General features: G+C 43.8%; 30 protein-coding genes and 1 other RNA gene. 16 read left to right on the top strand and 15 right to left on the bottom strand.

Going from position 1 to position 21467, the window contains the following annotated elements; translation table 11 throughout:
• Nucleotides 1-317: 317 nt before the first annotated feature.
• The 9 genes from NSTC731_RS19930 to NSTC731_RS19890 form a co-directional block, all read right to left on the bottom strand.
• Entirely contained in the window at nucleotides 318-449 is a 132-nt protein-coding gene (locus NSTC731_RS19930) for a hypothetical protein (protein ID WP_445626456.1), read from the bottom strand.
• Nucleotides 449-2854, bottom strand: a complete 2406-nt coding sequence (locus NSTC731_RS19925; protein WP_445626455.1) for a DnaB-like helicase N-terminal domain-containing protein — start codon at nucleotides 2852-2854, stop codon at nucleotides 449-451. Before NSTC731_RS19925 ends, NSTC731_RS19930 begins: the two co-directional genes overlap by 1 nt.
• A 192-nt stretch (nucleotides 2855-3046) precedes the next feature.
• On the bottom strand, nucleotides 3047-3304 hold the full coding sequence (locus tag NSTC731_RS19920; RefSeq protein WP_445626454.1) for a hypothetical protein: 258 nt from the start codon (nucleotides 3302-3304) through the stop codon (nucleotides 3047-3049).
• The gene (locus NSTC731_RS19915) at nucleotides 3297-3494 is read right to left on the bottom strand and encodes a hypothetical protein (RefSeq protein WP_445626453.1); all 198 of its coding nucleotides are present in this window, start codon (nucleotides 3492-3494) and stop codon (nucleotides 3297-3299) included. Before NSTC731_RS19915 ends, NSTC731_RS19920 begins: the two co-directional genes overlap by 8 nt.
• On the bottom strand, nucleotides 3495-3875 hold the full coding sequence (locus tag NSTC731_RS19910; RefSeq protein WP_445626452.1) for a hypothetical protein: 381 nt from the start codon (nucleotides 3873-3875) through the stop codon (nucleotides 3495-3497). It lies immediately after the preceding gene.
• A gap of 42 nt (nucleotides 3876-3917) precedes the next feature.
• A complete protein-coding gene (locus NSTC731_RS19905; RefSeq protein WP_445626451.1) occupies nucleotides 3918-4124 on the bottom strand; it encodes a hypothetical protein in 207 nt (68 codons plus the stop codon).
• On the bottom strand, nucleotides 4105-4380 hold the full coding sequence (locus NSTC731_RS19900; protein ID WP_445626450.1) for a hypothetical protein: 276 nt from the start codon (nucleotides 4378-4380) through the stop codon (nucleotides 4105-4107). Before NSTC731_RS19900 ends, NSTC731_RS19905 begins: the two co-directional genes overlap by 20 nt.
• A complete protein-coding gene (locus NSTC731_RS19895) occupies nucleotides 4377-4556 on the bottom strand; it encodes a hypothetical protein (RefSeq protein ID WP_445626449.1) in 180 nt (59 codons plus the stop codon). Before NSTC731_RS19895 ends, NSTC731_RS19900 begins: the two co-directional genes overlap by 4 nt.
• Before the next feature lie 82 nt (nucleotides 4557-4638).
• On the bottom strand, nucleotides 4639-4950 hold the full coding sequence (locus NSTC731_RS19890; RefSeq protein WP_445626448.1) for a hypothetical protein: 312 nt from the start codon (nucleotides 4948-4950) through the stop codon (nucleotides 4639-4641).
• Nucleotides 4951-5182: 232 nt separating this feature from the next.
• On the opposite strand from NSTC731_RS19890, the gene NSTC731_RS19885 reads away from it, so the two are divergent.
• Nucleotides 5183-5527: a helix-turn-helix domain-containing protein gene (locus NSTC731_RS19885; RefSeq protein WP_445626447.1), complete on the top strand. Its 345-nt coding sequence runs from the start codon at nucleotides 5183-5185 to the stop codon at nucleotides 5525-5527.
• 41 nt (nucleotides 5528-5568) lie between these two features.
• Here the strand turns inward: NSTC731_RS19885 and NSTC731_RS19880 are convergent, their stop codons facing one another.
• On the bottom strand, nucleotides 5569-5754 hold the full coding sequence (locus tag NSTC731_RS19880; protein ID WP_445626446.1) for a hypothetical protein: 186 nt from the start codon (nucleotides 5752-5754) through the stop codon (nucleotides 5569-5571).
• A gap of 74 nt (nucleotides 5755-5828) precedes the next feature.
• Between NSTC731_RS19880 and NSTC731_RS19875 the strand changes: the two genes are divergently transcribed.
• The 15 genes from NSTC731_RS19875 (at nucleotide 5829) to queF (ending at nucleotide 12846) form a co-directional block, all read left to right on the top strand.
• Nucleotides 5829-6170, top strand: coding sequence for a hypothetical protein (locus NSTC731_RS19875; RefSeq protein ID WP_445626445.1), 342 nt, complete (start codon nucleotides 5829-5831; stop codon nucleotides 6168-6170).
• A gap of 72 nt (nucleotides 6171-6242) precedes the next feature.
• Entirely contained in the window at nucleotides 6243-6611 is a 369-nt protein-coding gene (locus tag NSTC731_RS19870) for a hypothetical protein (RefSeq protein ID WP_445626444.1), read from the top strand.
• Between the two features lie 82 nt (nucleotides 6612-6693).
• Nucleotides 6694-6903: a hypothetical protein gene (locus tag NSTC731_RS19865; protein WP_445626443.1), complete on the top strand. Its 210-nt coding sequence runs from the start codon at nucleotides 6694-6696 to the stop codon at nucleotides 6901-6903.
• Nucleotides 6896-7078 carry a hypothetical protein gene (locus NSTC731_RS19860; RefSeq protein ID WP_445626442.1) on the top strand — a complete coding sequence of 61 codons (183 nt, stop codon included), beginning with the start codon at nucleotides 6896-6898 and terminating at the stop codon, nucleotides 7076-7078. The genes NSTC731_RS19865 and NSTC731_RS19860 overlap by 8 nt, the downstream gene beginning before the upstream one ends.
• A complete protein-coding gene (locus tag NSTC731_RS19855) occupies nucleotides 7075-7197 on the top strand; it encodes a hypothetical protein (protein WP_445626441.1) in 123 nt (40 codons plus the stop codon). The genes NSTC731_RS19860 and NSTC731_RS19855 overlap by 4 nt, the downstream gene beginning before the upstream one ends.
• A complete protein-coding gene (locus NSTC731_RS19850) occupies nucleotides 7187-7549 on the top strand; it encodes a hypothetical protein (protein ID WP_445626440.1) in 363 nt (120 codons plus the stop codon). Before NSTC731_RS19855 ends, NSTC731_RS19850 begins: the two co-directional genes overlap by 11 nt.
• Entirely contained in the window at nucleotides 7546-8793 is a 1248-nt protein-coding gene (locus tag NSTC731_RS19845) for a hypothetical protein (RefSeq protein WP_445626439.1), read from the top strand. The genes NSTC731_RS19850 and NSTC731_RS19845 overlap by 4 nt, the downstream gene beginning before the upstream one ends.
• A gap of 272 nt (nucleotides 8794-9065) precedes the next feature.
• The gene (locus NSTC731_RS19840) at nucleotides 9066-9308 is read left to right on the top strand and encodes a hypothetical protein (protein ID WP_445626438.1); all 243 of its coding nucleotides are present in this window, start codon (nucleotides 9066-9068) and stop codon (nucleotides 9306-9308) included.
• Nucleotides 9305-9697 carry a hypothetical protein gene (locus NSTC731_RS19835; protein WP_445626437.1) on the top strand — a complete coding sequence of 131 codons (393 nt, stop codon included), beginning with the start codon at nucleotides 9305-9307 and terminating at the stop codon, nucleotides 9695-9697. Before NSTC731_RS19840 ends, NSTC731_RS19835 begins: the two co-directional genes overlap by 4 nt.
• Before the next feature lies 1 nt (nucleotide 9698).
• Nucleotides 9699-10892 (top strand): tyrosine-type recombinase/integrase, encoded by a 1194-nt coding sequence (locus NSTC731_RS19830; protein ID WP_445626436.1) that lies wholly within the window; start codon nucleotides 9699-9701, stop codon nucleotides 10890-10892.
• Nucleotides 10893-10970: 78 nt separating this feature from the next.
• The gene (locus NSTC731_RS19825) at nucleotides 10971-11237 is read left to right on the top strand and encodes a YciI family protein (RefSeq protein ID WP_289795594.1); all 267 of its coding nucleotides are present in this window, start codon (nucleotides 10971-10973) and stop codon (nucleotides 11235-11237) included.
• A gap of 37 nt (nucleotides 11238-11274) precedes the next feature.
• Nucleotides 11275-11371, top strand: an RNA gene (gene ffs / locus NSTC731_RS19820) — signal recognition particle sRNA small type.
• 25 nt (nucleotides 11372-11396) lie between these two features.
• On the top strand, nucleotides 11397-11780 hold the full coding sequence (locus NSTC731_RS19815; RefSeq protein ID WP_445626435.1) for a phasin family protein: 384 nt from the start codon (nucleotides 11397-11399) through the stop codon (nucleotides 11778-11780).
• A 160-nt stretch (nucleotides 11781-11940) separates the two neighbouring features.
• Nucleotides 11941-12342: a hypothetical protein gene (locus NSTC731_RS19810; RefSeq protein ID WP_445626434.1), complete on the top strand. Its 402-nt coding sequence runs from the start codon at nucleotides 11941-11943 to the stop codon at nucleotides 12340-12342.
• A 114-nt stretch (nucleotides 12343-12456) separates the two neighbouring features.
• A complete protein-coding gene (gene queF, locus NSTC731_RS19805) occupies nucleotides 12457-12846 on the top strand; it encodes a preQ(1) synthase (protein WP_445626433.1) in 390 nt (129 codons plus the stop codon).
• A 413-nt stretch (nucleotides 12847-13259) separates the two neighbouring features.
• Here queF and NSTC731_RS19800 read toward each other — a convergent pair whose 3' ends face one another.
• The 5 genes from NSTC731_RS19800 to NSTC731_RS19780 form a co-directional block, all read right to left on the bottom strand.
• Entirely contained in the window at nucleotides 13260-16556 is a 3297-nt protein-coding gene (locus NSTC731_RS19800) for a two-partner secretion domain-containing protein (RefSeq protein WP_445626432.1), read from the bottom strand.
• A gap of 49 nt (nucleotides 16557-16605) precedes the next feature.
• Entirely contained in the window at nucleotides 16606-17202 is a 597-nt protein-coding gene (locus NSTC731_RS19795) for a hypothetical protein (RefSeq protein WP_445626431.1), read from the bottom strand.
• Nucleotides 17203-17589: 387 nt separating this feature from the next.
• Nucleotides 17590-18687: a phosphate ABC transporter substrate-binding protein PstS gene (gene pstS, locus NSTC731_RS19790; protein ID WP_445626430.1), complete on the bottom strand. Its 1098-nt coding sequence runs from the start codon at nucleotides 18685-18687 to the stop codon at nucleotides 17590-17592.
• Between the two features lie 159 nt (nucleotides 18688-18846).
• Complete coding sequence (locus NSTC731_RS19785) at nucleotides 18847-20244, bottom strand: cytochrome c biogenesis protein (RefSeq protein WP_445626429.1); 1398 nt, start codon at nucleotides 20242-20244, stop codon at nucleotides 18847-18849.
• A 31-nt stretch (nucleotides 20245-20275) separates the two neighbouring features.
• Complete coding sequence (locus NSTC731_RS19780) at nucleotides 20276-21016, bottom strand: cytochrome c biogenesis protein CcdA (protein ID WP_445626428.1); 741 nt, start codon at nucleotides 21014-21016, stop codon at nucleotides 20276-20278.
• Between the last annotated feature and the right edge of the window lie 451 nt (nucleotides 21017-21467).

Genomic DNA, 21467 nt, shown 5'->3' with positions numbered 1-21467 from the left:
GAATAAATCCGTTGTATTCGTTAGCCAAAAATAAGTAAATGTTCCACTTTTATGTAAAAGCAGAAGTGCTTTACTGAATCAACATACTGCAAAGACTGGATTCTAGAAAGACTACTGTTTTCATGAATTTAAAATATACCTGTTTAACCATTTGGCATGGTTAAACCGGAATGTATACCCCCAAAAAGATTTCCAACAGCCTGAGTAGCTGTACTGATTTTGATAGAAAAATAATTTATACAAATCTTTAAACTATGGCGAATTTGATGAAAAGTTTGCCAAGTTCTAAGTGTTTCCGCGATCGCAATCCTCCAAACTCACTCACAAGGCGATCGCACTTGCCTTATCCCTTTAAGGCGAATACCTTGGGTTTGGAAATATGAATTGCTACTGCGCGATCGCTCTCTAAGGTAGAAGGGCGATCGCGTTTTCTGGGTTGCGGCAAGCATCAGGCTTTTGCCAATTGATGCGGGAAGTAGGCTTTTGCAAGTCGTTTTTTGCGATCATCCGATTTGAGCCAGATGCCATCGGCTCTAATAGTGGTGATGGTTGCGAAGGTCTCCTTGTTTTTACCAACCAAAATAACTACTTTGTCTCCGATCCTAAAGTCACTCCTGGGGGATTGTTCACAGCATTGCAAGTCAGTGAAGGTTAAGCTGAACCTGCCTTTTTCGGCAACGTGGCAGCTAGCTTCTGAGAATTCATCAAAAATTTGGAATACTTTTACTTCTCGCTTGAACGATGCACTCCAGTAGGTAGCCTTCTCCTCGATGAGAGGTAAGGGGAGAGGATCAGACCCAGTACCACCCTTCGGATCAGACTGGGGAGAACTGCCAGAATCGTTGTCTGGTAAGGGTTTAATGGTCGTTTGACTAGGGTGTGTATTTTGGCACAGGATCGGGGGAGGATCAGTACGAGGATCAGACCCATTATTGTTGTCTGGCAAGGCATTCGGACTCATGCGATCCTCTACCTCACTTTTCGGCTCTAAAAATTCTGTGCTAGGCATTTTTTCGAGATTTTCTGCACCTTGAGGATCACTAGAGGCTGTATTGCTTACTGTGTCTAAACATTGGGTCTGATCCTGGGTCTGATCCTCGTACTGATCCTGTTTTTTTATACCAGATTTTAATATTGACTGTAAGCCATTACTGTCAATCGTTACAGGAGATGAGGGGGTCTGATCCGAGGGGTGATCATCCCCCGATCCTTCGTAGGCTAAAAAGTAAACGTTCGGCTTGGCCTTCTCGCCTTTAGCTGCTGGGTGACGTTTGACGCTAATTAGCCCATCAGCTGATAATTCTCCGAGATAGCGACGAGCATAAGCTTTGGAAATGCCTAACCGATGGGCTATCTCTTCACTGGTGAATTTGATATTTCTGTTGTCAGATAAAAGTTGTAAGGTTGCTTCTTTGGCAGATTGACCAGGGCCACCAAGTTCGTCTCCCTCTTCACCCAGGAAAGTGAAGCTGAGGTCTTCGCTGTTGAAGTACATGCGATACTTCTTGCCGCTCGATCGCGATCGCGATTTGTCGATTTCTAATATCCGGTCGTAGGGGGTAGCTGTTTCTTTGTTGTCCTTGGTCAGTGTCCAGACTTCGCTAACCGCATTTCTAATTGCGGTTGTGCCACGCACGCCACCTTCTTTATTTGTGTGGTGAATGATTACAAAGGTGGTTTTGTATTGGGCAGCCAGCCCGGTCATCTCCAAAATGGGGCGAGCATACTCCATTTCTGATTCGCGGTAAATTGAGAAGCGATTGGCAGTCGATAGCGAGTCGATGAAAACAAGCTCTGGCTGGAATTCCCTTAAGTCTTGGATGAGCGTTGGTATGTTCTCGGCACTCCAGCCAAAACGGACGCGAACTGAGTTGCCAATATCTTGCTCTGAGTAACCGAGAGAATCCAAGGCTTGCAGCATATCACCTGGGCTTTCGTCTCCTTGGTAGTAAAGAATCTTCCTTTTACCTGTGGTTACAAATGGGCCGAATTGAGTGCCTTGAATCAAAATTTTACCAATGGCATAACTAAATTTGGTTTTACCAATTCCACCATCTGAGGCTAGCAAGATTGTTGTACTTTGGGGAATTAGACCATTTAATAGCCACTCTCTAACTGTAGAACCTGCTAATTCTTTTAACTCTTCGTATGTGAGTAATTTAGTACATTGGGCAATAAGAGTTTTGAGGTAGAAGTGTTCTAAAAACCCCATTGAGAGGCGATGGTCTTCTGCTAGTCTTTTAAGCTTCAAAAGTCTCAGGGATGGCAAAGCACAAGTTGTATAAATAGTTGTCAGTTCTGAGAGTAATCTATCGTGCAACCATTGCTCATGCTCATCCTTAGTTGCCGCAACGGGAAGTTCGATAACTGACCGAGTTTTCTGTGCAACCATTGAAAAAATTTCCGGGATATCTAACTCTGTTTCATATCCTAGATGGTTGATTTCATTAGCGACACGGATTAAGTCACGTCGAACAGATGCATTAATAACTAATTCAGCTAGACTATCGATATTAACGGCGCTTACAGTTCTATCTAGTACAGTTGCTAGCTTGTTTCTACCCCCAATTGCAGACAAAATATTATGGTCTGACAACCAGCTAGTAACACTCAACAAATCAGTAGGTTTCTCTTTGTTGCAAAGCCTTAAACAAGCTTGGTAAATGTCTCTATGGGCACTGATATAAAAATGTTCTGGTTTTAATCTATTCTTAATTCGATAAATGGCTTCTGGGTCTAATAATATACCACCTAATATTGCTTCTTCTGCTTCTATATTGGATGGTGGTAATCTATCTACGTTGGGCTGAAAATTTCTCTGTTCTTGGGGAAATTGATAAATGCCTTGTGTCATTTCTCTACCCCCACACTCGCTAGCTTTAAATTATTTGATGTGGTAGAATATAGGAAAGCAACGGCTATTTTACCGCCTAACCTTTGTAAGTATTTTTTCATTTTTATTAATCCTTTATTGTTTGAATTCACCAGTTCCTTAATTGGTGAGTTTTTTTTTACGTGCGAAAGCTCGCCTAGTTGCTGTTTAAAACTACCTCCTCTGATTAAGGTCACTCTGGATTTTCTTTAAGGTATTAAGGGTGTTGAATTCGGCTAAAAGTTTGGTGCAGGTTGGATCTGAAGACTGTTGTCGTCCTTTGGCTTCGGCTAGCTCCGCGGCCAGTGCATAAGTTAGCTCTAGGGTGGAGAGCAGATGCCAACGTAGAATATCCACTGTGCGCTCTAGTTTGACTAGTCGTTCTTGGGTTGAGTCTTTGTTGGTGGGTGGCTTTTGCGGGGTGTTATTCACGATCGGAAAGCTGTAAAAACAACAGAAAATCATCTAATTCCTCTTCGGTCAACTGGAGGCGCGATCGCACTCCATAAAACTTTTGCAAATGCTCTCGACCTTGAAGTTCTGTCCAGCCCAATCGCTGCATTTCGGCATCTGTCTTGTTTATGAGGTTGTCGAAGTTTGCGTATGTTGGTTTTTTGGTCATTTAGAAACCGTCTACTATTTCTGCCTGTGCTACTGACTCTTCATCAACCTTTACGGCTGCAAGTAGGTTGCTAAATTGCGGCATCGGAGGTGCGTCTGGCTTAATACCTTGAGTTCGTAAAAATTCGGCTGTAGCATCCCACTCACTACGAACTTCATTTATTTTTTTCTCAAGGGCATAGCATTGCTTTTGTAGGATTGACCGTGCCTCATAAAGCTCATCAGCTTTGGGCCCAACAGCTTTTCTGGCTTCGCTTCTTAATGCTGTAACCACTGATTCAATGGTTTCTCCTTCTTCTAGTTCAACAGTGAAGCCAATGCGTTCGTTGCTGTAATCTCCAATAGAAATTAAGAAGTGGGCGTGGACTAATTTGATTTTCATGTGTTTGTTAGGAGTTAGGAGTTAGGAGTATTGAGCGATCGCTTAAAGGAATTTGGTGCGAAGGTGTTCTGGCACTCGTTGCCACCAAGTTTTGATTTCCCCGTTTTCGTCCAAAATACCGATGTAAAAGTACTTGGGAAAATCAGGATGCTGGAAGTTGATCCACTTCGGCGGGGGTGGCAGATGTTTTTTTGCTAGCTCAAATAATTCACCAGCATCAATTAGTTGTTCAGGTTGTTGTTCGCTCATTAGTTATTGGTTGTTGGGGATTGGATCTTTTGCGCTTGATCTCTGCTGCTGCCTCTTGCAATTTGCTTTTTAGTGAGGGAATTTCTTTTAATAAGTCCTGCAAGCTATGCAATGTGATTGCTGTTAGTAAGGTGGCTTCACTAATATCTAAATCTGGGTCAAGAGTGCGGATGCAGTCGATTAATTCGTCTAAGGCGTAAACAGATGCAAGTCTTGTGTCAACTGCCTTTGCTGAGATTCGGTGTTTTTTAGTCATTGGTCATTGGGCATTAGAAAACATTCCTCCCACTGGTAAGTTGCCTCTGAGAGGTTGCGCTCTACTAGCTGGTAAAGATGTCCTTTGCTGAAAATGAAGTTAGGGAATTCAAGTAAGCCCACCAATTCCCTTGTTTCGGCTATTTGTCCAGTGGTAATTTTTAGAATTACTTTCATGGTTGCTCCATCACACAATAAAAAATGGCGGTTGACCTTGGTGTTGATCAGCCGCCATTAACCTTCAACAAGTTGCAGTTAGCTAACGCCGATCGCGTTCCAAGTCGTAAATTACTTTTTCTAGATACCAGTTATCTGATTGACCTGGCTTTTTTCGCCTCTGCTGTAGTAGAAGACGCTTCGCTGCTGGTACATCACCTTTGAGCAGGATGAGTAAGTCGGCTTGCAATGCTCTGTTTTTGGGGTCGGTGCGGTATGAATGAGAGACTTTGCCGGACGGTTTACGAGGGACTGGTTCCTTGCTCTTATTGCTCTGGTCTTTCGCTGCTTTGCAGAGCGCTACTAACAGGGAGAAACACAGCAAGGCTATTTTGAGAAGTAATAAAATTTCCATAGTGAATTGAGTTGGTAGAGCAACTCATTCCACCATCTACGGGTTTTCTTGATGCAAGCATCAGAGGATACCCGTATTTTTGTTTAGATTCACCTATTTGTCCGGTCATAACATTTTTTACCTGTTTTACTAATTAGCACGGTTAAATGCATCAACCATCACTGCAATAAGCGGCCGTTGGATAGTAGGCATCGCCGTCTCTAATTTGTTGTGAGATTCTAGAAAATGAGCGGTGATATTGACCGCTCATGTTGTTTATGGAATTGGCGCTTTTATCAACAGGTTTTTAGAACCGCTTGATTTGAGCGCCTGTTATGATATTATGACTGTAGAACAAAAAAGGCAACAACTGGCACCTAAATCAGTGTTAAAAGCTCTTAGAGAAAATGCAGGTTTGTCACAGGAACAGCTTGCTGTTTATCTTGGTATCGCTGTTTCCACTCTCCGAAGATGGGAGAACGAGGGGATGGAACCCTCAATGACTAGACACCAATGGCAACTTTTTTGCCAGAACGTTGGTGTAGCGTTTGACGCACTGCCTCCGAGTTTAGCTGCTCCTGCTGAAGCCACTGCCTAAGTAAAAGGAAGAAAGCTAACAGTAGACCAATACAAAGCTAGTCAGGGCCTATGCCCTGAAATATTGTCTTGCAGATATTCTGCACCTAGTTCCAACCCCACCTCAAACCAGGCAGAGATAGCAGCCTGCCAGCACTGAGCAAATACCAAAGACCTGCTAGAGGAAAGTGACAAGGGACAACTGTATTCACCCATAAGTCGTAGCGTCGCTGGGTTAGCGGTTCCCATTAAAAATCCAGAGCAAAGCGCCCTGGATATCCTCGACTCGATTGGCAAACAAAAACATTGAAAGAGTGGACAAAATGACTGTAACAAACACAAAGCCAGATGACATCATCGCCCGCATTGGCGACTTTAACCGCACCCAGGCTACGGGGTTAAATGTTCTCATCTTCCTGGCAGTGCGAGAACAGACCACTGTTACCTACCAGTACGAAGAAATCGGCTATGACGACATCCCCCAGCAGATCGTTAACCTTTGCGATCGACTGGATGATGACGACCTACTGGATTTAGCAGGACGAATCACTCTCGCCTTAATTGCGGAGGAAAATTCCGCAGCACTGGACGAAGAAAACGCCCAATCCCTTGCTGCACAAGCGATTGGTGCCCAATCTCAGCTTAACTCATTGAGTGACTATTAACGTACTTGTGAGGCACACATCACCAACTAATGACGCACTATCGATTAACTAATGAAGCACACGTGACCCACTATGACCGACCAACAGATAACAGATCGAGCCATTACTAACGGTAAATCGACCACCAACAGGAGCGATCGCAAAGGCAGACCACGAGAGTGGAAAGAAATGGCAGACGATCCGCTTTCTGAGGGATTTGATTCTCACCAAGCTGAATACGTAGTAGGTAGAACTCAGGTAGGCTTTGGGACTTTAGAACCCGGTCAACTGTTTTCTCGCTCAAAAACCGGGAAAAGCCTTTACGTCAAGCTAAATGATGGTCGGGCAGTTTGCCTTGATACTCGTCAACCAATCGAAGTTAGCCCAACAAGGCGAAAAACTTGGCAGATATGGCTTGTAACCCTTTTTAACAGTACTACTGCCACCAAAGCCGATTTTTAAAGGCGATCGCAGTCCGCATCAGATTAGCGATCGCCCATCGAAAAACGGTGTTTTGCAAAGAAAACAACACGTTAACAAAATTATGACAGAAGACATCAACAAATCCTACGTCCAGCGCTATGTAGATAAAGCTAGATCCACAGATGACGAGAACTTGCAGAATAATGCCCTATACCGTGTCGGCACACAAATGGAAATTATCTCATGTGACGGCAACGACAGACTGACCGCAGACCAGAGACAGACAGTACTGGATGCCGCTGATAAATTGCTAGGAGTCAAAAATGACTAACAAAAAACTTAGCGAATTGGTTGTCGAAGTTTCGCAGCAAATTTCCGAGATATACAATCATCCTGAGTACCAAGAGATAGATTCCAAAGGGTATGAGCCAGAGGCAACACTCGGCGACGCGTACCAGGCAATGGTTGACCTGAACATGGAGATCGTAAAGAAGGAGCAGGAGTGAATCAAGCAATCATTCTTATTTGCACCATAGCCGCTCTGGTAATTGCGATCGCCGCCCTCTGCAAGCAGGAAAGCAACCGCCCGTTTTATCTCAAAATCGAGGTGCAGTATGGCAGATGAGCAAAAAATTATAGTCGAGGTTCCGAGCGATCGGGGTTATTCCCCGGTTGCCAGCCCAGCCGAATTATCACGCCTAGAGGAATTTAAAAAAGGGTGGGTGAACGCGATCGCTCTCCCAGACAATCTGCCAGACTTAGCTTACAGTCTTGTCTCCAGCGTGGCGATTCCCGCTTTGTTAAGTAGCTGCTGGGTAAGTGTACCCATGCCTGGGTTTATCCGCCTGGGGGTATTGGGGTTGCTGGCGATCGCTGGAATTGTGATTCTCTACTTGCGGCAAGCTGTGCCAGAGGTCAAGGATATTCTGCTGTTGCGGGTTGGATTGGTTGCTGTGGGGGTACTGCTGGGAATATGAGCAGCGATCTACACCCATCCCAGTTACACCAACACTTGCAGATGTATGCCTGTGCCAAATGGTCATTCTGGGGTAGTCTAGTTGTCAGCTGTGGCTTGCTGTTTTTGGGAGCGAGTCAAAAAGAATCGAAGCCGTGGGTTCTAGCGGCATCCGTGGGGACTTTAGAGGTAGGACGCAGACATCGCCAAACAGCCAAACTCCTACAGGAATCACTTGGCGACATCGACCGAGCATCGCGGCTCAACTTCCAAGCATGGGCTAGAAACAACACGCAACCAACAGCACAGTTAGCGCTGACGGTTGGTGCTATTGATGCCAACTGGCAACCAGAGAACTTAATCACCGATCCGGTTGAATACATCCAGAAGAAACAAAAACACGTTGCTTTGGTTGGTGGCACGGGTGACGGTAAATCAACCTTTACCCAGTACCTATCCTCAAAAATCGGCGGTCGAGTTGTCGTTTACGACAGCGACGCGAAACCCGATGATTGGTCGTGGATTAATCAAAGCGATGTCATTGGGCGCAAAGGCAACTTCAAAGCCATCGACACCGCAATGGGTAATGACCTCAAAACCTTAGAGGAGCTTGTGGAGCTTCGCGGAGAGGGGGGAGATAACGCGATCGCGGGTCGTGAAAGATTCTTAATCGCTGAGGAGTTCCCGATCCTAGTCGATGAATGCGATAACGCTACACCTTGGATCAAGCGTCACGCCAAACGCGGGAGAAGGTACAAACAGTTTATTTGTGCTTTGGCCCAAAATGACACGGCTGAGAATTACGGCTTGCAAGGTGACAAAGACACGCTCTACAGCTGCTTTGTCTTGGTGAGGTTAGGTCAGTTTGGCCGCGACCACGCCAGGAGCAAACTGAAAGATCCTCAACTAGAACAGTGGTTAAAGGCAGGTGGCAAAAGGCGATTCATGGTCGATGACTGTCCTTGCGAGCTTGACCTGAGCAACTGGGGAGCAGGGGGCATGGGTCAGCCGGAAAACTCCGGCGGGGGAAAAGAGGAGGTGCGATCACAACCGTCAGCCATGAATGAGTTTGAGCAATTTATTCTCAACTGGGGTCAACAGCACCCAGGAGAGGTTTTAAAGGCTGGAATGCTCAGTCGAGGTGCGCGGCTATTCGATGGTATGCAGCCAGACGAGATAAGAATTTTCTTCGTTTCTATGGCTGACAGGGGATTGGGGGAAGTGGAGGGAAATGGCGATCGCTTGGGCTGGAGGTGGTCAAAGTAATGTCTATAGTTTGCCTACAGTCCGTCTACAGGCTGTAGGCAACGCTTTATAGGTAAATTACTGATTGATTAGCTAGTAGTTGGGTGGAAGTGCGATCGCTCACCACCTCGCCGCCAATCACTCAATAGTGCGTCTACACCGTCTACAATTTTTTCGCCCCAAAATTTTGCCTGTAGACGCTAAAAATAGCCGCCAGAGCGGATTTTAGCGATTGTAGACAAAAATCCTGGGGTTAAAAAAGTTAAAAAATCGAAACAATTTTTAAATCTGCAATGACTCAAGCAAATTGTCCTCGATGCGATTCTACGCGGCTACAGTATCAAGAAAATTATGGTTACTGGGAGTGCTTTGACTGCGGTCATACCTGGGCGTTCGACGCTGACGATCCAGATTATGAAGACGATATCGTGTATTACGACAGAACCGTGTGTAACACGTGTAGCGGTGGTGGCTTAATTCAAGAAGACGGTGAATTGCTCTGCTGTCCTAAGTGCGACGGGAGCGGATCGCGATGACAGTCCCAACCGATGAGCAACTAAAAGAATTAGCCGAAATGTACATTCTCAATACATACTCGCCGCCTGGGCTGACTGCTTACTTGTATGAGGAGCAAGACGATCCAAATGACGATACCACGTGCCACACCTGGGCTAGCGAATGGCCCAAGCCAGACGAGGAAGCGCTTTCTAGTTGGGAGATTTTAGACACAACTATTGAGTTAGTCACGGTAGAAGAACGTGATGATGAAGCTCGTGAATGGACAGTTTTAGTCGAGGCTTTGGTAACTGTTCGCGACAGCGAAGAAGAGGAGGATGAAGACCCAGAAACGCAAAGTCGCAGCATTTCTGTGTACGTTACCTCTGACAGCAAAGGTCAATTATATGTTGTCGATGCCGAGGAATAGCATGAACGCTGAGGACAGATGGATCAACGTCGATCCGCGAACGAAAAAGCTATCACTTCGCTTTCGGATTTGCGGTTTTTCTCGTCAATTCTATCTCTCGACCGGACTTAAGGATACAAAACGAAACCGGGAGATTGTGAGGAGCAAGAGAGACGCGATCGCAAACGATATCGCCCTGGAGCGCTTCGACCCAACGCTTGCCAGCTATGAATTCAGCCCAGCAGGCAAAGATAGTAAGTTGAAAGTTGTTTCAGAAAACAAGCCACAGTATCAATATAATATTTTGGAACTTTGGCATAAATTTGTTGACTTTCAAGAGACACAACTTGAACAAACAACAATTTTAGGGCGATACGTATACATAAAAAATTACTGCGATCGCCTGCCTACATTGGCGTTAGATGAAGCCTCGACCATTCGTGATTGGCTGGTCAAAAATAGCGGAAATTTTACTGCACGGCTAATTCTCGATTATTTCAGTAATTGCTGTGGATGGGCCGTAGACTCGCGGCTGATTCCTGATAATCCGTTTGAAAAACTGACACTAAACAAACGCCGAACAAAGGTTGAAGAGAGCGATTGCAGGGCGTTCACCCTAGAACAAAGGGATACCATCATAGAAGCTTTTGAGAATCACACATTGTATTCCCACTACACTGCGATCGTGAAATTCCTCTTTTGGACTGGATGCCGTCCAGGGGAAGCTTTTGCCCTCTGCTGGGACGATGTTTCTCCAGATTGCTGCAAGATAAGCATTACGAAATCATGTAACAAGTACAAAATTTTAAAAACTACCAAAAACAATCGAAAGCGAATATTCCCGACCGTAGAAGGTTCAAAGCTTCAACAGCTTTTACTAAGCCTTCGAGCAGAGAAAAGGTCATCTCTGATTTTTCTTTCCAAGTCAGGGCTGCCCATCACCTCCGATCTGTTTAAGCCAGCCTGGACTGGATATAGTACCAAGCAACAGAGCGGAAAGACCTACCGCTACGTGGGTGTAGTCCAGGAATTAGCCACACAGGGGCTAGTCCCTTATTTGAAGCCCTACGCTACCCGCCACACTTTTGCAACCTGGGCGATTAGCAACGGAATATCACCGGACAAGGTAGCACTATGGATTGGGGATACCGTCGAGACAGTTTTACGTTTCTACTGCCACCCAAGCGTAGTCGAGTCCGAGTGCCCAGATTTTTGATCAAAATACTGCTCAAATGCTACTCAAAACAGTCATAACTAAGACAGGATGTTTGTTGTAACTGGAGTTAAGAAACCAATGCCGTGGTTTGTAAAAATTGAAGAAGGGAAAGTCGATAAACCTACCTTTGACCAATATGTACCTGCTCACAAAGCCTACATTCGGGAATTAATTACTAAAGGACACAAAGCGCGAACAGGCTATTGGGTAGAGCAAAGAGGCGGAATGTTGCTGTTTGAGGCTGCCTCAAAGGAAGAAGCAGAAGCGATTGTAGCTGATGACCCCTTGGTAAAACACGGCTGCGTCAACTATCAGCTTTATGAATGGCGAATTGTTATGGAATGACACACACTTACTGAATTTTCATGTTATGTTTATATAAGACCTGGATCTATGCGATCGCAACACCCAAATCTTGTCAGAACCGGAAGGTAGCAGCAACACGGGAGGCTTGTGGTAGGCGTAGTCTCCGGGTCGCCCTATTTTTAGGAGCGGTCAGTAACAATGCCTGGTTTTGGAGATATTGTTCAAAAAGCTTTTTACCTCGGTGTTGGATTAGCTTCTTACGCGGGTGAGAAAGCAGGGGGAAAATTAGCCGAAGTGCGATCGCAAGTCCAAAAACTGGCAGATGAAATGGTGGCAAAGGGCGAAATGAACACAGAAGAAGCCCGCCGCTTCGTTGAGGATATGATGAAGCAAGCCCAACAAGCCCAACCATCTGTTGAAACCTCACCAGAAACGCCCCCTTCTCAACCTCGCCGCATTGAAATTTTAGAGGAAGATGAACCAACGGTGAAAGAGGCGTCAAATGATGAGAATGTAGATAAATTGCGCGATGAAGTGCTAAAACTGCAAGATGAGTTAAAACGATTGCAACGCGATCGCTAAAAAAAAGCATTCTTTGAGCGCAATATTAAGTAATAAGTGGCATTTTGACATGACACTTCGGATAAAAACTTGATAAGATACATTGCTTAGTGTGTATTTTAGTGCTTCAAGCCAGATAACACAAAGCGTCCTGTTTAGAGCCTGCAAAGGTGTCAAGTTTATGGAACAGTGGCAAAAAGATTTAGTAGAAATCGTCGAAACAGTGGCTGATGAAGTAGAGCGCTTCTTCCTGGGAATGAGTGAAGTGGTAGACGCACTTTTTGAGCTAACAGAAGAAGTCACCGAGCAAGTACATAATAATATTGTTACTGAAGTCGATCAGTATCTACAGGATTTGGCTGAACCGATGTTAGAAGCTTACTGGGAACTGGAAGACATGGTAGCAGATGTAGATCCGGGTTTTCCTTATTCAGTTGAACCTACATCTGAAAAAAATCCTGCCTGTATTGGTTGTAGTCATTACCACGGTCAAGTTTATGGTGGTAATTTATTAGTTTGTGCTATGCATCCCCACGGGTGCGAAGATGAGAATTGTCCAGACTGGGAGAAGGAAGAGTATTGAGGGGGAGTTAGGAGTTTGGAGTTTGGAGTTTGGAGTTAACAAGCTACAAAATTACTAAAAGGACGTAAAGATAAGTAGAATAACTAATGACAAATGACAAGTGACAAATGACAAATGACAAACCAAGAAATGAAGTATGGCGAACGCGACATTGCCGAAGGTAAACTAATTACCTTTCCGAATCCGCGTGTGGGGAGGCGATATGACATTAACATTACTTTGCCGGAATTTACTTGTAAATGTCCGTTTTCCGGTTATCCTGACTTTGCGACAATTTATGTTAGCTATGTGCCTGATGAACGGGTAGTGGAATTAAAGGCACTCAAACTTTATATTAATAGTTACCGCGATCGCTACATTTCCCACGAAGAATCTGCCAATCAAATTTTGGATGATTTTGTAGCTGCTTGCGATCCGTTGGAAGTCATTGTAAAAGCAGATTTTACGCCTCGCGGTAATGTACATACTGTGATTGAAGTGCGTCATCATAAGTACCCAGAATGAAACCTTTGGCTTTTAGAGAGGACTTTAGTCCTTTTTACAAGACGCTAGTGATACAAAATCAGGACTGAAATCCTGACTAGAAATATTTTTGAAGGAAGTTTGATTAACCGGACAGGATATATATAAGTAAGTGGGCGGCAAAATTTACAAGTATGTAACGTAAAGTTAACTAAAGCGATTAGAGTTAAATTTTACACGTTTTGTACTGTAATCTCCTTTTTCTCCCTTAGCTTCAATTTAAATATTCGTTCTTATTAGTTTTCTTGTACTATTTTATTTACATTTTGTTGATGTGTGACAGTTGGGGTGCGGAATGTGGGTTCAAAGCATCCGTTACACATTCTTGGCCACTTGTTACTTTTATGACTCTTGGGTTTCATAGGAATTGTTCCCCCTACTCTTGGGATAATGAATCATCGACTACAGGACATAGCAGAGGGAATAGAAGAACTTTGGGGATATTGAGCCACAAGAATAACATCACCTTTACCATCAACAATCCATCCTTGAGCCTCCACAATCTGATTAGTAGATTTAGTAACAGATGTAGATAATTTATCCGTGACTCTCTGTGTTGCTTGTGGGGGCAAATCTACCCAACCAGTAATTACTGCTCGTCCCCGCAGAGGCTCGTTGGGGCTAAGGGGTAATCCACCGCGTCCTGTGGCAATAAAACGACTGGCGGTTTGTCGTCCTCTGGGAGTGCAGCCTTGAGCGATTTGTTGGGATGCATCGACCAGGTTAGAAGGTAGTTGAATTAAGCCGCGACTAGGGTCAGTATCAGGTGTGTTGAGATTTATCTCACCATTTAAGGAAGGCTTGCTTTGGGAGATGGCAGTGATGTCACTTGTTAGCAACTGACTAGGAATTAGCTTGTTCGGGTCGGTTGTTTGCAACTGCTGTTCGAGCTCTTGCCGACTGCGCGGCTGTAGCCCAAAGATGCCAGCAGAGTTGATAATAACTTTCCCGCCGCTACCCTCAAAGGCGTTGGCAGTGATATCGCTATTTTCGTTGGGAACTGCAACGATAAAGCCTCGGTAATTTGGGAGGTTATTGATAATGATGTTACCGCCATTGCCACCTAATTTGTCTGTACCTGCATTGGTGGAGATTTGACTGTTGCGACGGAGTAAAAGTAAGTCGCTATTGATGTTGATGTTACCACCGTTACCGGATGCAGATTCGGCGTTGAGTTTACCTTGGTTGTCTAAAATAATTTTAGGTGAATTGATTTCGATGTCGCCTGCGGTTCCTGAACCAGTAGAACTGACAAATAAGCCACTGCTAACGCCGATATTTTCTACCCGATCGCTAAAGTTATTAACTAGGTCATCATAATTAAAATCACTACCACTAATTATTACCTTATCAGTAGCGTTGACAGTTATTTTACCTGCATCTCCTTGCCCTGAAGTACTAGCTGTCAGTGCAGCACCATCGATGATTTCTAAGGAGTTGGTGTATAAATTAATATCGCCGCCTTTACCTGTTGAGTCTTTGCTGGTAGCAGTCGTTAACAGGCTCCGACCCACAACATCGTTGAGGTTGGAGCCTTCAAGTGAAGTTCCACTCAGTTTTATAGAAGTGGCATTAACAGTCAAGGAACCCGCATTCCCTTTCTCTACACTGGTTGTTGAAACTGATGCTTGTGCCCCATCTTGGATAAACAACTGTCCAGTCTTAATTACCAAGTTTCCGGCATTTCCTTGACCTGTAGTCCCTGTAATTATACCACTAGGAAACGGACGATCCTTTACGACGTTAGAGACTAAGCCTCCACTAATTCCAATTAGTTGCTCTAAGACATCGGCGGACACTCCTTGCTTTGAAGTGCCGAGAAGTTCTACAGATTCGGAGGCGTTGATAGTTAAATCTCCGCCTTTTCCCAAGCTAGAAGTACCCGATGAGATGATTCCCCCATCACTGACTATTAACTTTTTAGTAGTAATAGCCATACCGCCCGATTTTCCAGATCCCTGTGTTCCACTAGCTAAGACGCTAGGAACATTATTGTCTGTGCCGATGCCTTTTATTTCTACTAACTTTGAAGCATTCACAGTTAATTTTCCTCCTGGCTGCTCTCCACCAGTACCTGCTGTCACCCAGGCCCCATCACGGACAATTAATCTGTCAGTATCAATAGTTAAGTCGCCTCCTTGTCCCAAACCTCTAGTTTCATTACGCAATCCACTGGGAACTCTATCGCCTATGGTGAACAGTCCTAGTCCTTGGGGAGCATCATTAGCTGAGGTGCCACTAAGTTCTATAGAGTCTTTTGCGTTCACGAATAAATTTCCGGCTCGCCCTGGGGTAGTACTCCCTGCCGATATTACTGCCCCATTAGAGACAATTAACCGCCCAGTTTCAATGGTCAGGTTTCCGGCATTTCCACTTGCAGTAGGTAGAGAAGAAATTATAAAATTTTTTAAATAAGGAGGAGCATTACGAAGATTCTGGGCAAGAAGATTCTTGACATCCAAGGAAGCGGAAAACAAGCCAATTGGAACAGGAAAATTGGAAGAATTATCGGCGGAATTAATCGGAACATTGATGTCAATTGTACCGTTTGATGAGGAACTGCCAGTTAGTTCTATTGAGTCAGAGGCTTTCACAGCCAGATTCCCAGCACTACCACTAGAAGTAGTAGCAGTCGCTACTATTCCATCTTGAATAATCAATTTTCCTGTGTCAACAAGTAAATCACCGCCATTCCCCCTATCAAAAACAGCATTGTAAACAAAGCTATTTTTTACCGTTAATGCTCCTTTGGCACTGAGCATAATATCTCCTGCTTGAGCGTCATCGATACCTGCAAGTAGGCTGATGCCAGCACGCAGGCTACTTCTGTCTAAAATATCTATATTCTGAGCGTGGATAGCAATACTACCGCTACCGCCAGAGGCGACATTAACTTCAGCGCCATTGGTAAGCGACACATCTGCTGGCGCTATGTTAGCCGGAAAATTTAAGCTGAAATTATCACCACTGATATTGAGATCGACTGTCCCCTCTTGTGCTAATCCTCCTAACTCCACTCGCCCACCCAAGGCATTCAAGGAGCCACCATCTATTCTCACGTTGCCACCTATAAGCAGCAAACTACGATTATCGTCAACCCCTAAACCAGCTGAGTTATTTTGAATTGGGGCAGCAATTTGATTGAACAAAAATGCAGAAGGATTTACATTCAACAGTCCGGTTGGCAGGTTTTTAACCGGATTTGCACTGAAAATGTCACCATTAGCCAACCCGATGGCATTTGCTGTTGTTCCTACAAACGAACCGTTGAGACTCAGGCTGGCATTTGGTCCAAAGATGATCCCATTGGGATTAATCAAAAACAGGTTAGCATTGCCCAATACTCCCAGAGTTCCTAGAATTTCAGAGCCTTTATCTCCTGTAACTCGACTCAAAATGTTCTTAATGCCGATAGGATTAATAAAATAGACTCCTTCTTTTTCTCCAATATTAAATTCCTTAAAACTATGCAAAAGATTAGCTCCTCTAGTGACTCCACCATCGATCAGGATACTAGATACATCTTTGTTTAACGGAATAATACTAGGTTTAACAATAGAATTTTTAGCTAAGGTATCATCAGCTATGGGTTGGGCAAGAGCACAATTGATAGAGGCTGAGATTGCACCATCAATAATTAACAAACTCCCTAACGCCAATGACCAGTTCCAATCTTTCCAGTTAATAAACATTCAGTAAACTTAACTCCATAAAGCAACAACGCCTAGTTCGTACATTGCATTACAAAAAAACAGAAAACTGTCCAATAGCATTAAATGGAATGTTGAATTGTGTAATGTCAATTAAACTACCCGGAATCTGCACTAAAGAAGTAACGCCCTCCACAATACCAACTAAGTCTCCCGATGATGTAGAGATGTTTAAACTTCCGTTTATTACTTGAGAGGTGTAGTTCTGTGCTGCTCCTTCTAGCACAATCTTGTCACTGCCTCGCTTAAAGTTCTGGATTAGAGCATAATCTGTATTACCGCCACCAACGTAAAATTGTTGAGGCGTGGAGGTTAATGAAGACAAAGTAGGATGGCCAAGGAGGAATACATCTTGTCCTTGGGTGCCAATTAGGGTATCAATCTGACCGACTCCAGCAACTGTCGATCCATTTGATAAAACGTCAAAACCAAGTCCAGCAATGAGTTTGTTACCTTCACCAAAGCCAGTTACGGTGTCATTTCCGTTGGTTCCAAAAAAAAAGCCAAAGCGATCGTTCTCAAATTGTCCAACCTGTTCATAGTGTTGTAGTCCTGAGGTAAAAGAGCCAGCATTAACAGCCGCCGCTACATCAGGGTATGCTAGCAAGTAAGCTTGTTCATTGAACATAGCAATAGCCTCCAGATAGTAATGGGAATATCAATCAAAAAAGTACTATTTGGTCAGGGTCTGGAGTTACTTCCATTAAGTTAGAAGCTCTGAAGTTAATTGAGCAAGTGTACAATTCCTAGCCAAAGCACTCTAAGGAGCAAAATCCAAATCACCGGACATTGCACCCTCCACCAAATAACAGCACTAAACTTCAGTCAACTAGGAATAAAGTTATTAGCTGTTTCTTATTTCATAATAAAACTGTAATGATTATTGGGTTGCTAAAAAATTTCTTATTCTTTACAAAGTTTATAACTAAACGCAATATCTGAACTATCTCCCCTGCTCCCTTGCCTCTTTTTCAACCATTTAGTCTATGTTGCATCCAAAGGAGAACTGCTATATTTATTCAGCAATTTTCTTGACGGCAGATTGCACTTGCAGCACAACTTTTTTTGATAAAGGAATATACCCAAGTTCCAAACTGGATTTTTGCCCGTCAATCACAGCCCAATTTACAAAGTTTTTCAGTGCTTGAGCTTTGACTCGGTTTGGATATTGGTGATAAGTTAAAAGCCAGCTGTAAGTGACGATGGGATAAGACTGGGTACCTGTAGGATCGGTGATAAAAGCAATCAAATTATCACTTGGTAATTTTACTGCTTCTAAAGTTTGTGCTACAGATGCTGGTGTCGGCGTAATATAATTACCGGATTTATTTTCTAAAGCAGCCACAGAAAGTTTATTTTGTTTGGCGTAAATGTATTCTACATAGCCAATAGCTCCTGGTATTTGTTGAATCAGGGCGGTAACACCTTCGTTACCCTTTCCACCAATTCCTACTCGCCATGCTACAGATTTACCAGCCCCAACTTTGCTTTTCCATTCTGCACTTATGGCGCTTAGGTGTTGCGTGAACACGCTTGTAGTTCCACTACCATCAGTTCGGTTTACAACTTGAATTGGTAAATCGGGCAAACTTACACCTGGATTAGCTGCACCTATTCTAGGATGATTCCAATTCTTAATTTTTCCGAGAAAGATATCTACGTAAACTTGGCGTGGTAGCCTGAGAGTGGGTGGCACATTCACTTGAGGTGACTGCCCTATAGATGGTGTCAGGTTATAAGCTAACACAATAGAACCAGCAGTTATTGGCAAAGCAATTACTCCCCGTTTTACCTTGGCTGCTTGTTCTCTTGTAATTCCCACATCACTAGCTGCAAAATCTACAGTCCCGTCGATGAGCTGTTGCACTCCAGCACTGCTTCCTATAGCTTGATAGTTAATTTCTATATTGGGATTTTGCTGGTTGTAATCTGAAAGCCAACGCTCATACAAAGGTGCGGGAAAACTTGCCCCAGTACCAACAAGGGAAACACGCTTGATGTTTTTTTGCTCGGCAGTGCAAGAAGCAATACTCAACAAGATAGCGATTAAAGGTAGAAGGCAAACCCGTCCTTGAGATTGAAGTTTAGCAGATATAGAAATTTTTTGTTCCAATGTTTAATAAATACCTGTAGTAATTTCAATGTTTGTAGGTGTGTGGGTGTAATTAGTTGTAAATAATTTTGAAACGCAAAGGGACGCGGAGGTTAACCCAAAGGTACGCAAAGTCATTCTCTGCGTTCCTGGAGCGATTTACTTTGCGCCCTTCTGTGTTTAAACTTCAATTGCTGCCTCTTTCTCTTCACCTTTTGGCTGGGAACTCAGCCGATCTAAAATTTCTAAAACTTCTTGTTCAAAAGCAACTTGGGCGCGATTAGTTTTGCCACCAATATACAAGCGATCGCCTTTTTGCAATGCCCAAATTTGCGAGTGTGAAAAGTAACTCATCACCACACCCAGCATGAGTAAGCCAAACCCTGTGTAAACAATTGGGATGCCTGGATCGGCTTTAATTTGTAAGCCGGTGCTACCAATTACATCTAGAATTTTCAGCTTCACGCCATTAACTTCCGCGAACATCCCCGCGCGGACTGTATCAACAAGTTTGCCAGTGGCATCATAAATTAATACCATCCCTTGTAAGTCTTTCGCTAACAAAGAGACACCCTCACTCAAATCTGGTTTAGTCGGAACCCAGGTTCCCCAAATCCGCCCGTTACCGTTGGTGTTCAATTGCGCCATTGGCAGCTGAAAAATCGGGCTGTTGTTAAATTGGACGCGAACACCTGCAATTCCCCAATCAGTTTGATAGAAAGTTATGCCATGATAGCGCAGAGGCTCGTTGACAAAAATCTTCTTATGGTCAACTTCCTCTCCTTGATTATTCAAGACAGACATATCGGAATAAAATTGATCGATGCCGCCAGATGGTGTGTAGTCAATCCAAAAACGATTGACGCGCACAGACCAATCTTTCGGGACTTGCGCTGCTGCTAAAGGTCCAGCATCGACAATATTTTTCACTTGAAATGTATCGCCACTAGCAACCATTTCCTGAGCCAAAAACCCAGTCATCGCGCCCCAAATTCCCCCTAGCAAAATAGCAACGATACCAATATGAACAATAATTGGGCCGATGCGTCCGACTATTCCTTTGCGGGCGTAAAGAAGATTTGCTTTTTCTTGATTTGGAAAAATTTTATAGCGGTGTTTTTGTAAGATTTCGCTGAGGGAATTTAGAGAAGCAGTATCTAGTTCTGCACTTAAAGCTAATTTTTGAAATTGTCGTGGTTCTTCGTAATATTTCCAGCGCTGGGCAGCTTTTAAGGCTGGTAACTGACGGGTAAATGAACAAGCAGTTAAGCTAGTGCCAAATAAGATCAGTAATGCCAGAAACCACCAAGTACGATACACGTGGTCTAACCCAACTACTTGAATTACTTTCCAAGTTAAGAAACCAAATAAAGCTGGATGTTCTGGGTAATTGGCTTGGTAAAATGCGGGTGATTGACCTTGCTCAATAACAGTACCGGTAGAGCTAAAGATGGCAATCAATAGCAGTAGTGCGATCGCTAATTTTAAGTTAGTCAGTACGGGCAAAAGCTCTTGGCGTAAGAACTGCCCAGGTATCGCCCACCATTTTATTTCTTTGGACGCTGAATCTTCTATCATTAGGTGTAAAATCTAATACAACGTATTGATATTAAAAACTGCCAAGGGGAATCCGAGAAATTAAGGAAAATACACCGAATCCTACCAATAGTGCCCCACTAACTGGGTTAATCCAGCCAGACCAGCGACGCAATTCTAGTAATTTTTTAATTGAAGCTGTAAAAGTACCCGCCAAAATCAACGGTGCTACATAACCGGCTGTATAAGAAAGTAGCAAAACAGCACCTAAAATTAAGTCTTGTGTACTAGCAATCCAACTTAACAAACTCGCTAAAACAGGTGTGCTACAAGGGGATGCGACTAAACCGAAAGTCAGCCCCAGCAAATAAGAACGCAATCCTGCTGGCAAATCTGGCGAAATCCAATTGGTTTCATTCAAGGATGGAAATTGTAGAGGCAGCGCTTCTAATAAGTTCAGCCCCATGAGAATGGCGATAATGCTGACGATAATCGGCAAACCAATTCCCACTTGACCGTAGACTTTTCCAACAAAACCTGCTATTATTCCCATCCCTGCTAGTGTAGTTGCTAAACCTAAAGCAAACCAAGTTGATTGGGCAGCTGCTTGCAAGCGGCTTTTGGCTTCATAACCACCAATGTAACCAATAGTAATTGGCAGCATCGAAAGCATACAGGGTGTAAGACTGGTGAGCAAGCCAGCAACAAAGATGATGCCAACGCTTAACCCAGTAAGGTGTGTCAGTTGGTTAGAAACAAGGCTGTTGGCAAATTGTTCTAGTTGGTAAATTTGGGTTTGCAGGTTATCAAACATGGGGAGTCTCTGAGCGGAAATGCTTACTCTGCTTGAATTGTAGCTTAGTTTTGGTTTTTGAGTCAGGATAACCAAAATTATCGCAACCTGATATCATCTAAATTTCATCTCCCCAAAGAAATAGACCTCTTGGCAAAAGTGCTTTTTGCACTCTTGGGGAAAAGGGAAAAGGTTAAAGGGGAAAGGGACTTTTGCAGAACCTTTTCCCGACTTATGCCAAGAAATCTATTGCATTACCCGCACCCTGACGATAGGTGTGGTTCCAATACGGTTCGGATAAGTATTTTGAACTCAGAATAGGGTTTGGGGAAAAGGGGAATGGGTTTGCGGTTAAAGGTTTATTATTCCAATACAGTTCAGTTAAGAAAAATTGTAGGTTGGGTTAAGCAAAGCGCAACCCAACAAAGTCCTGCAAATGTTGGGTTTCGTTCCTCAACCCAACCTACGTAGT

The sequence above is a fragment of the Nostoc sp. DSM 114167 genome, assembly GCF_052692655.1.
This window is presented reverse-complemented; position numbering and strand designations above follow the sequence as displayed.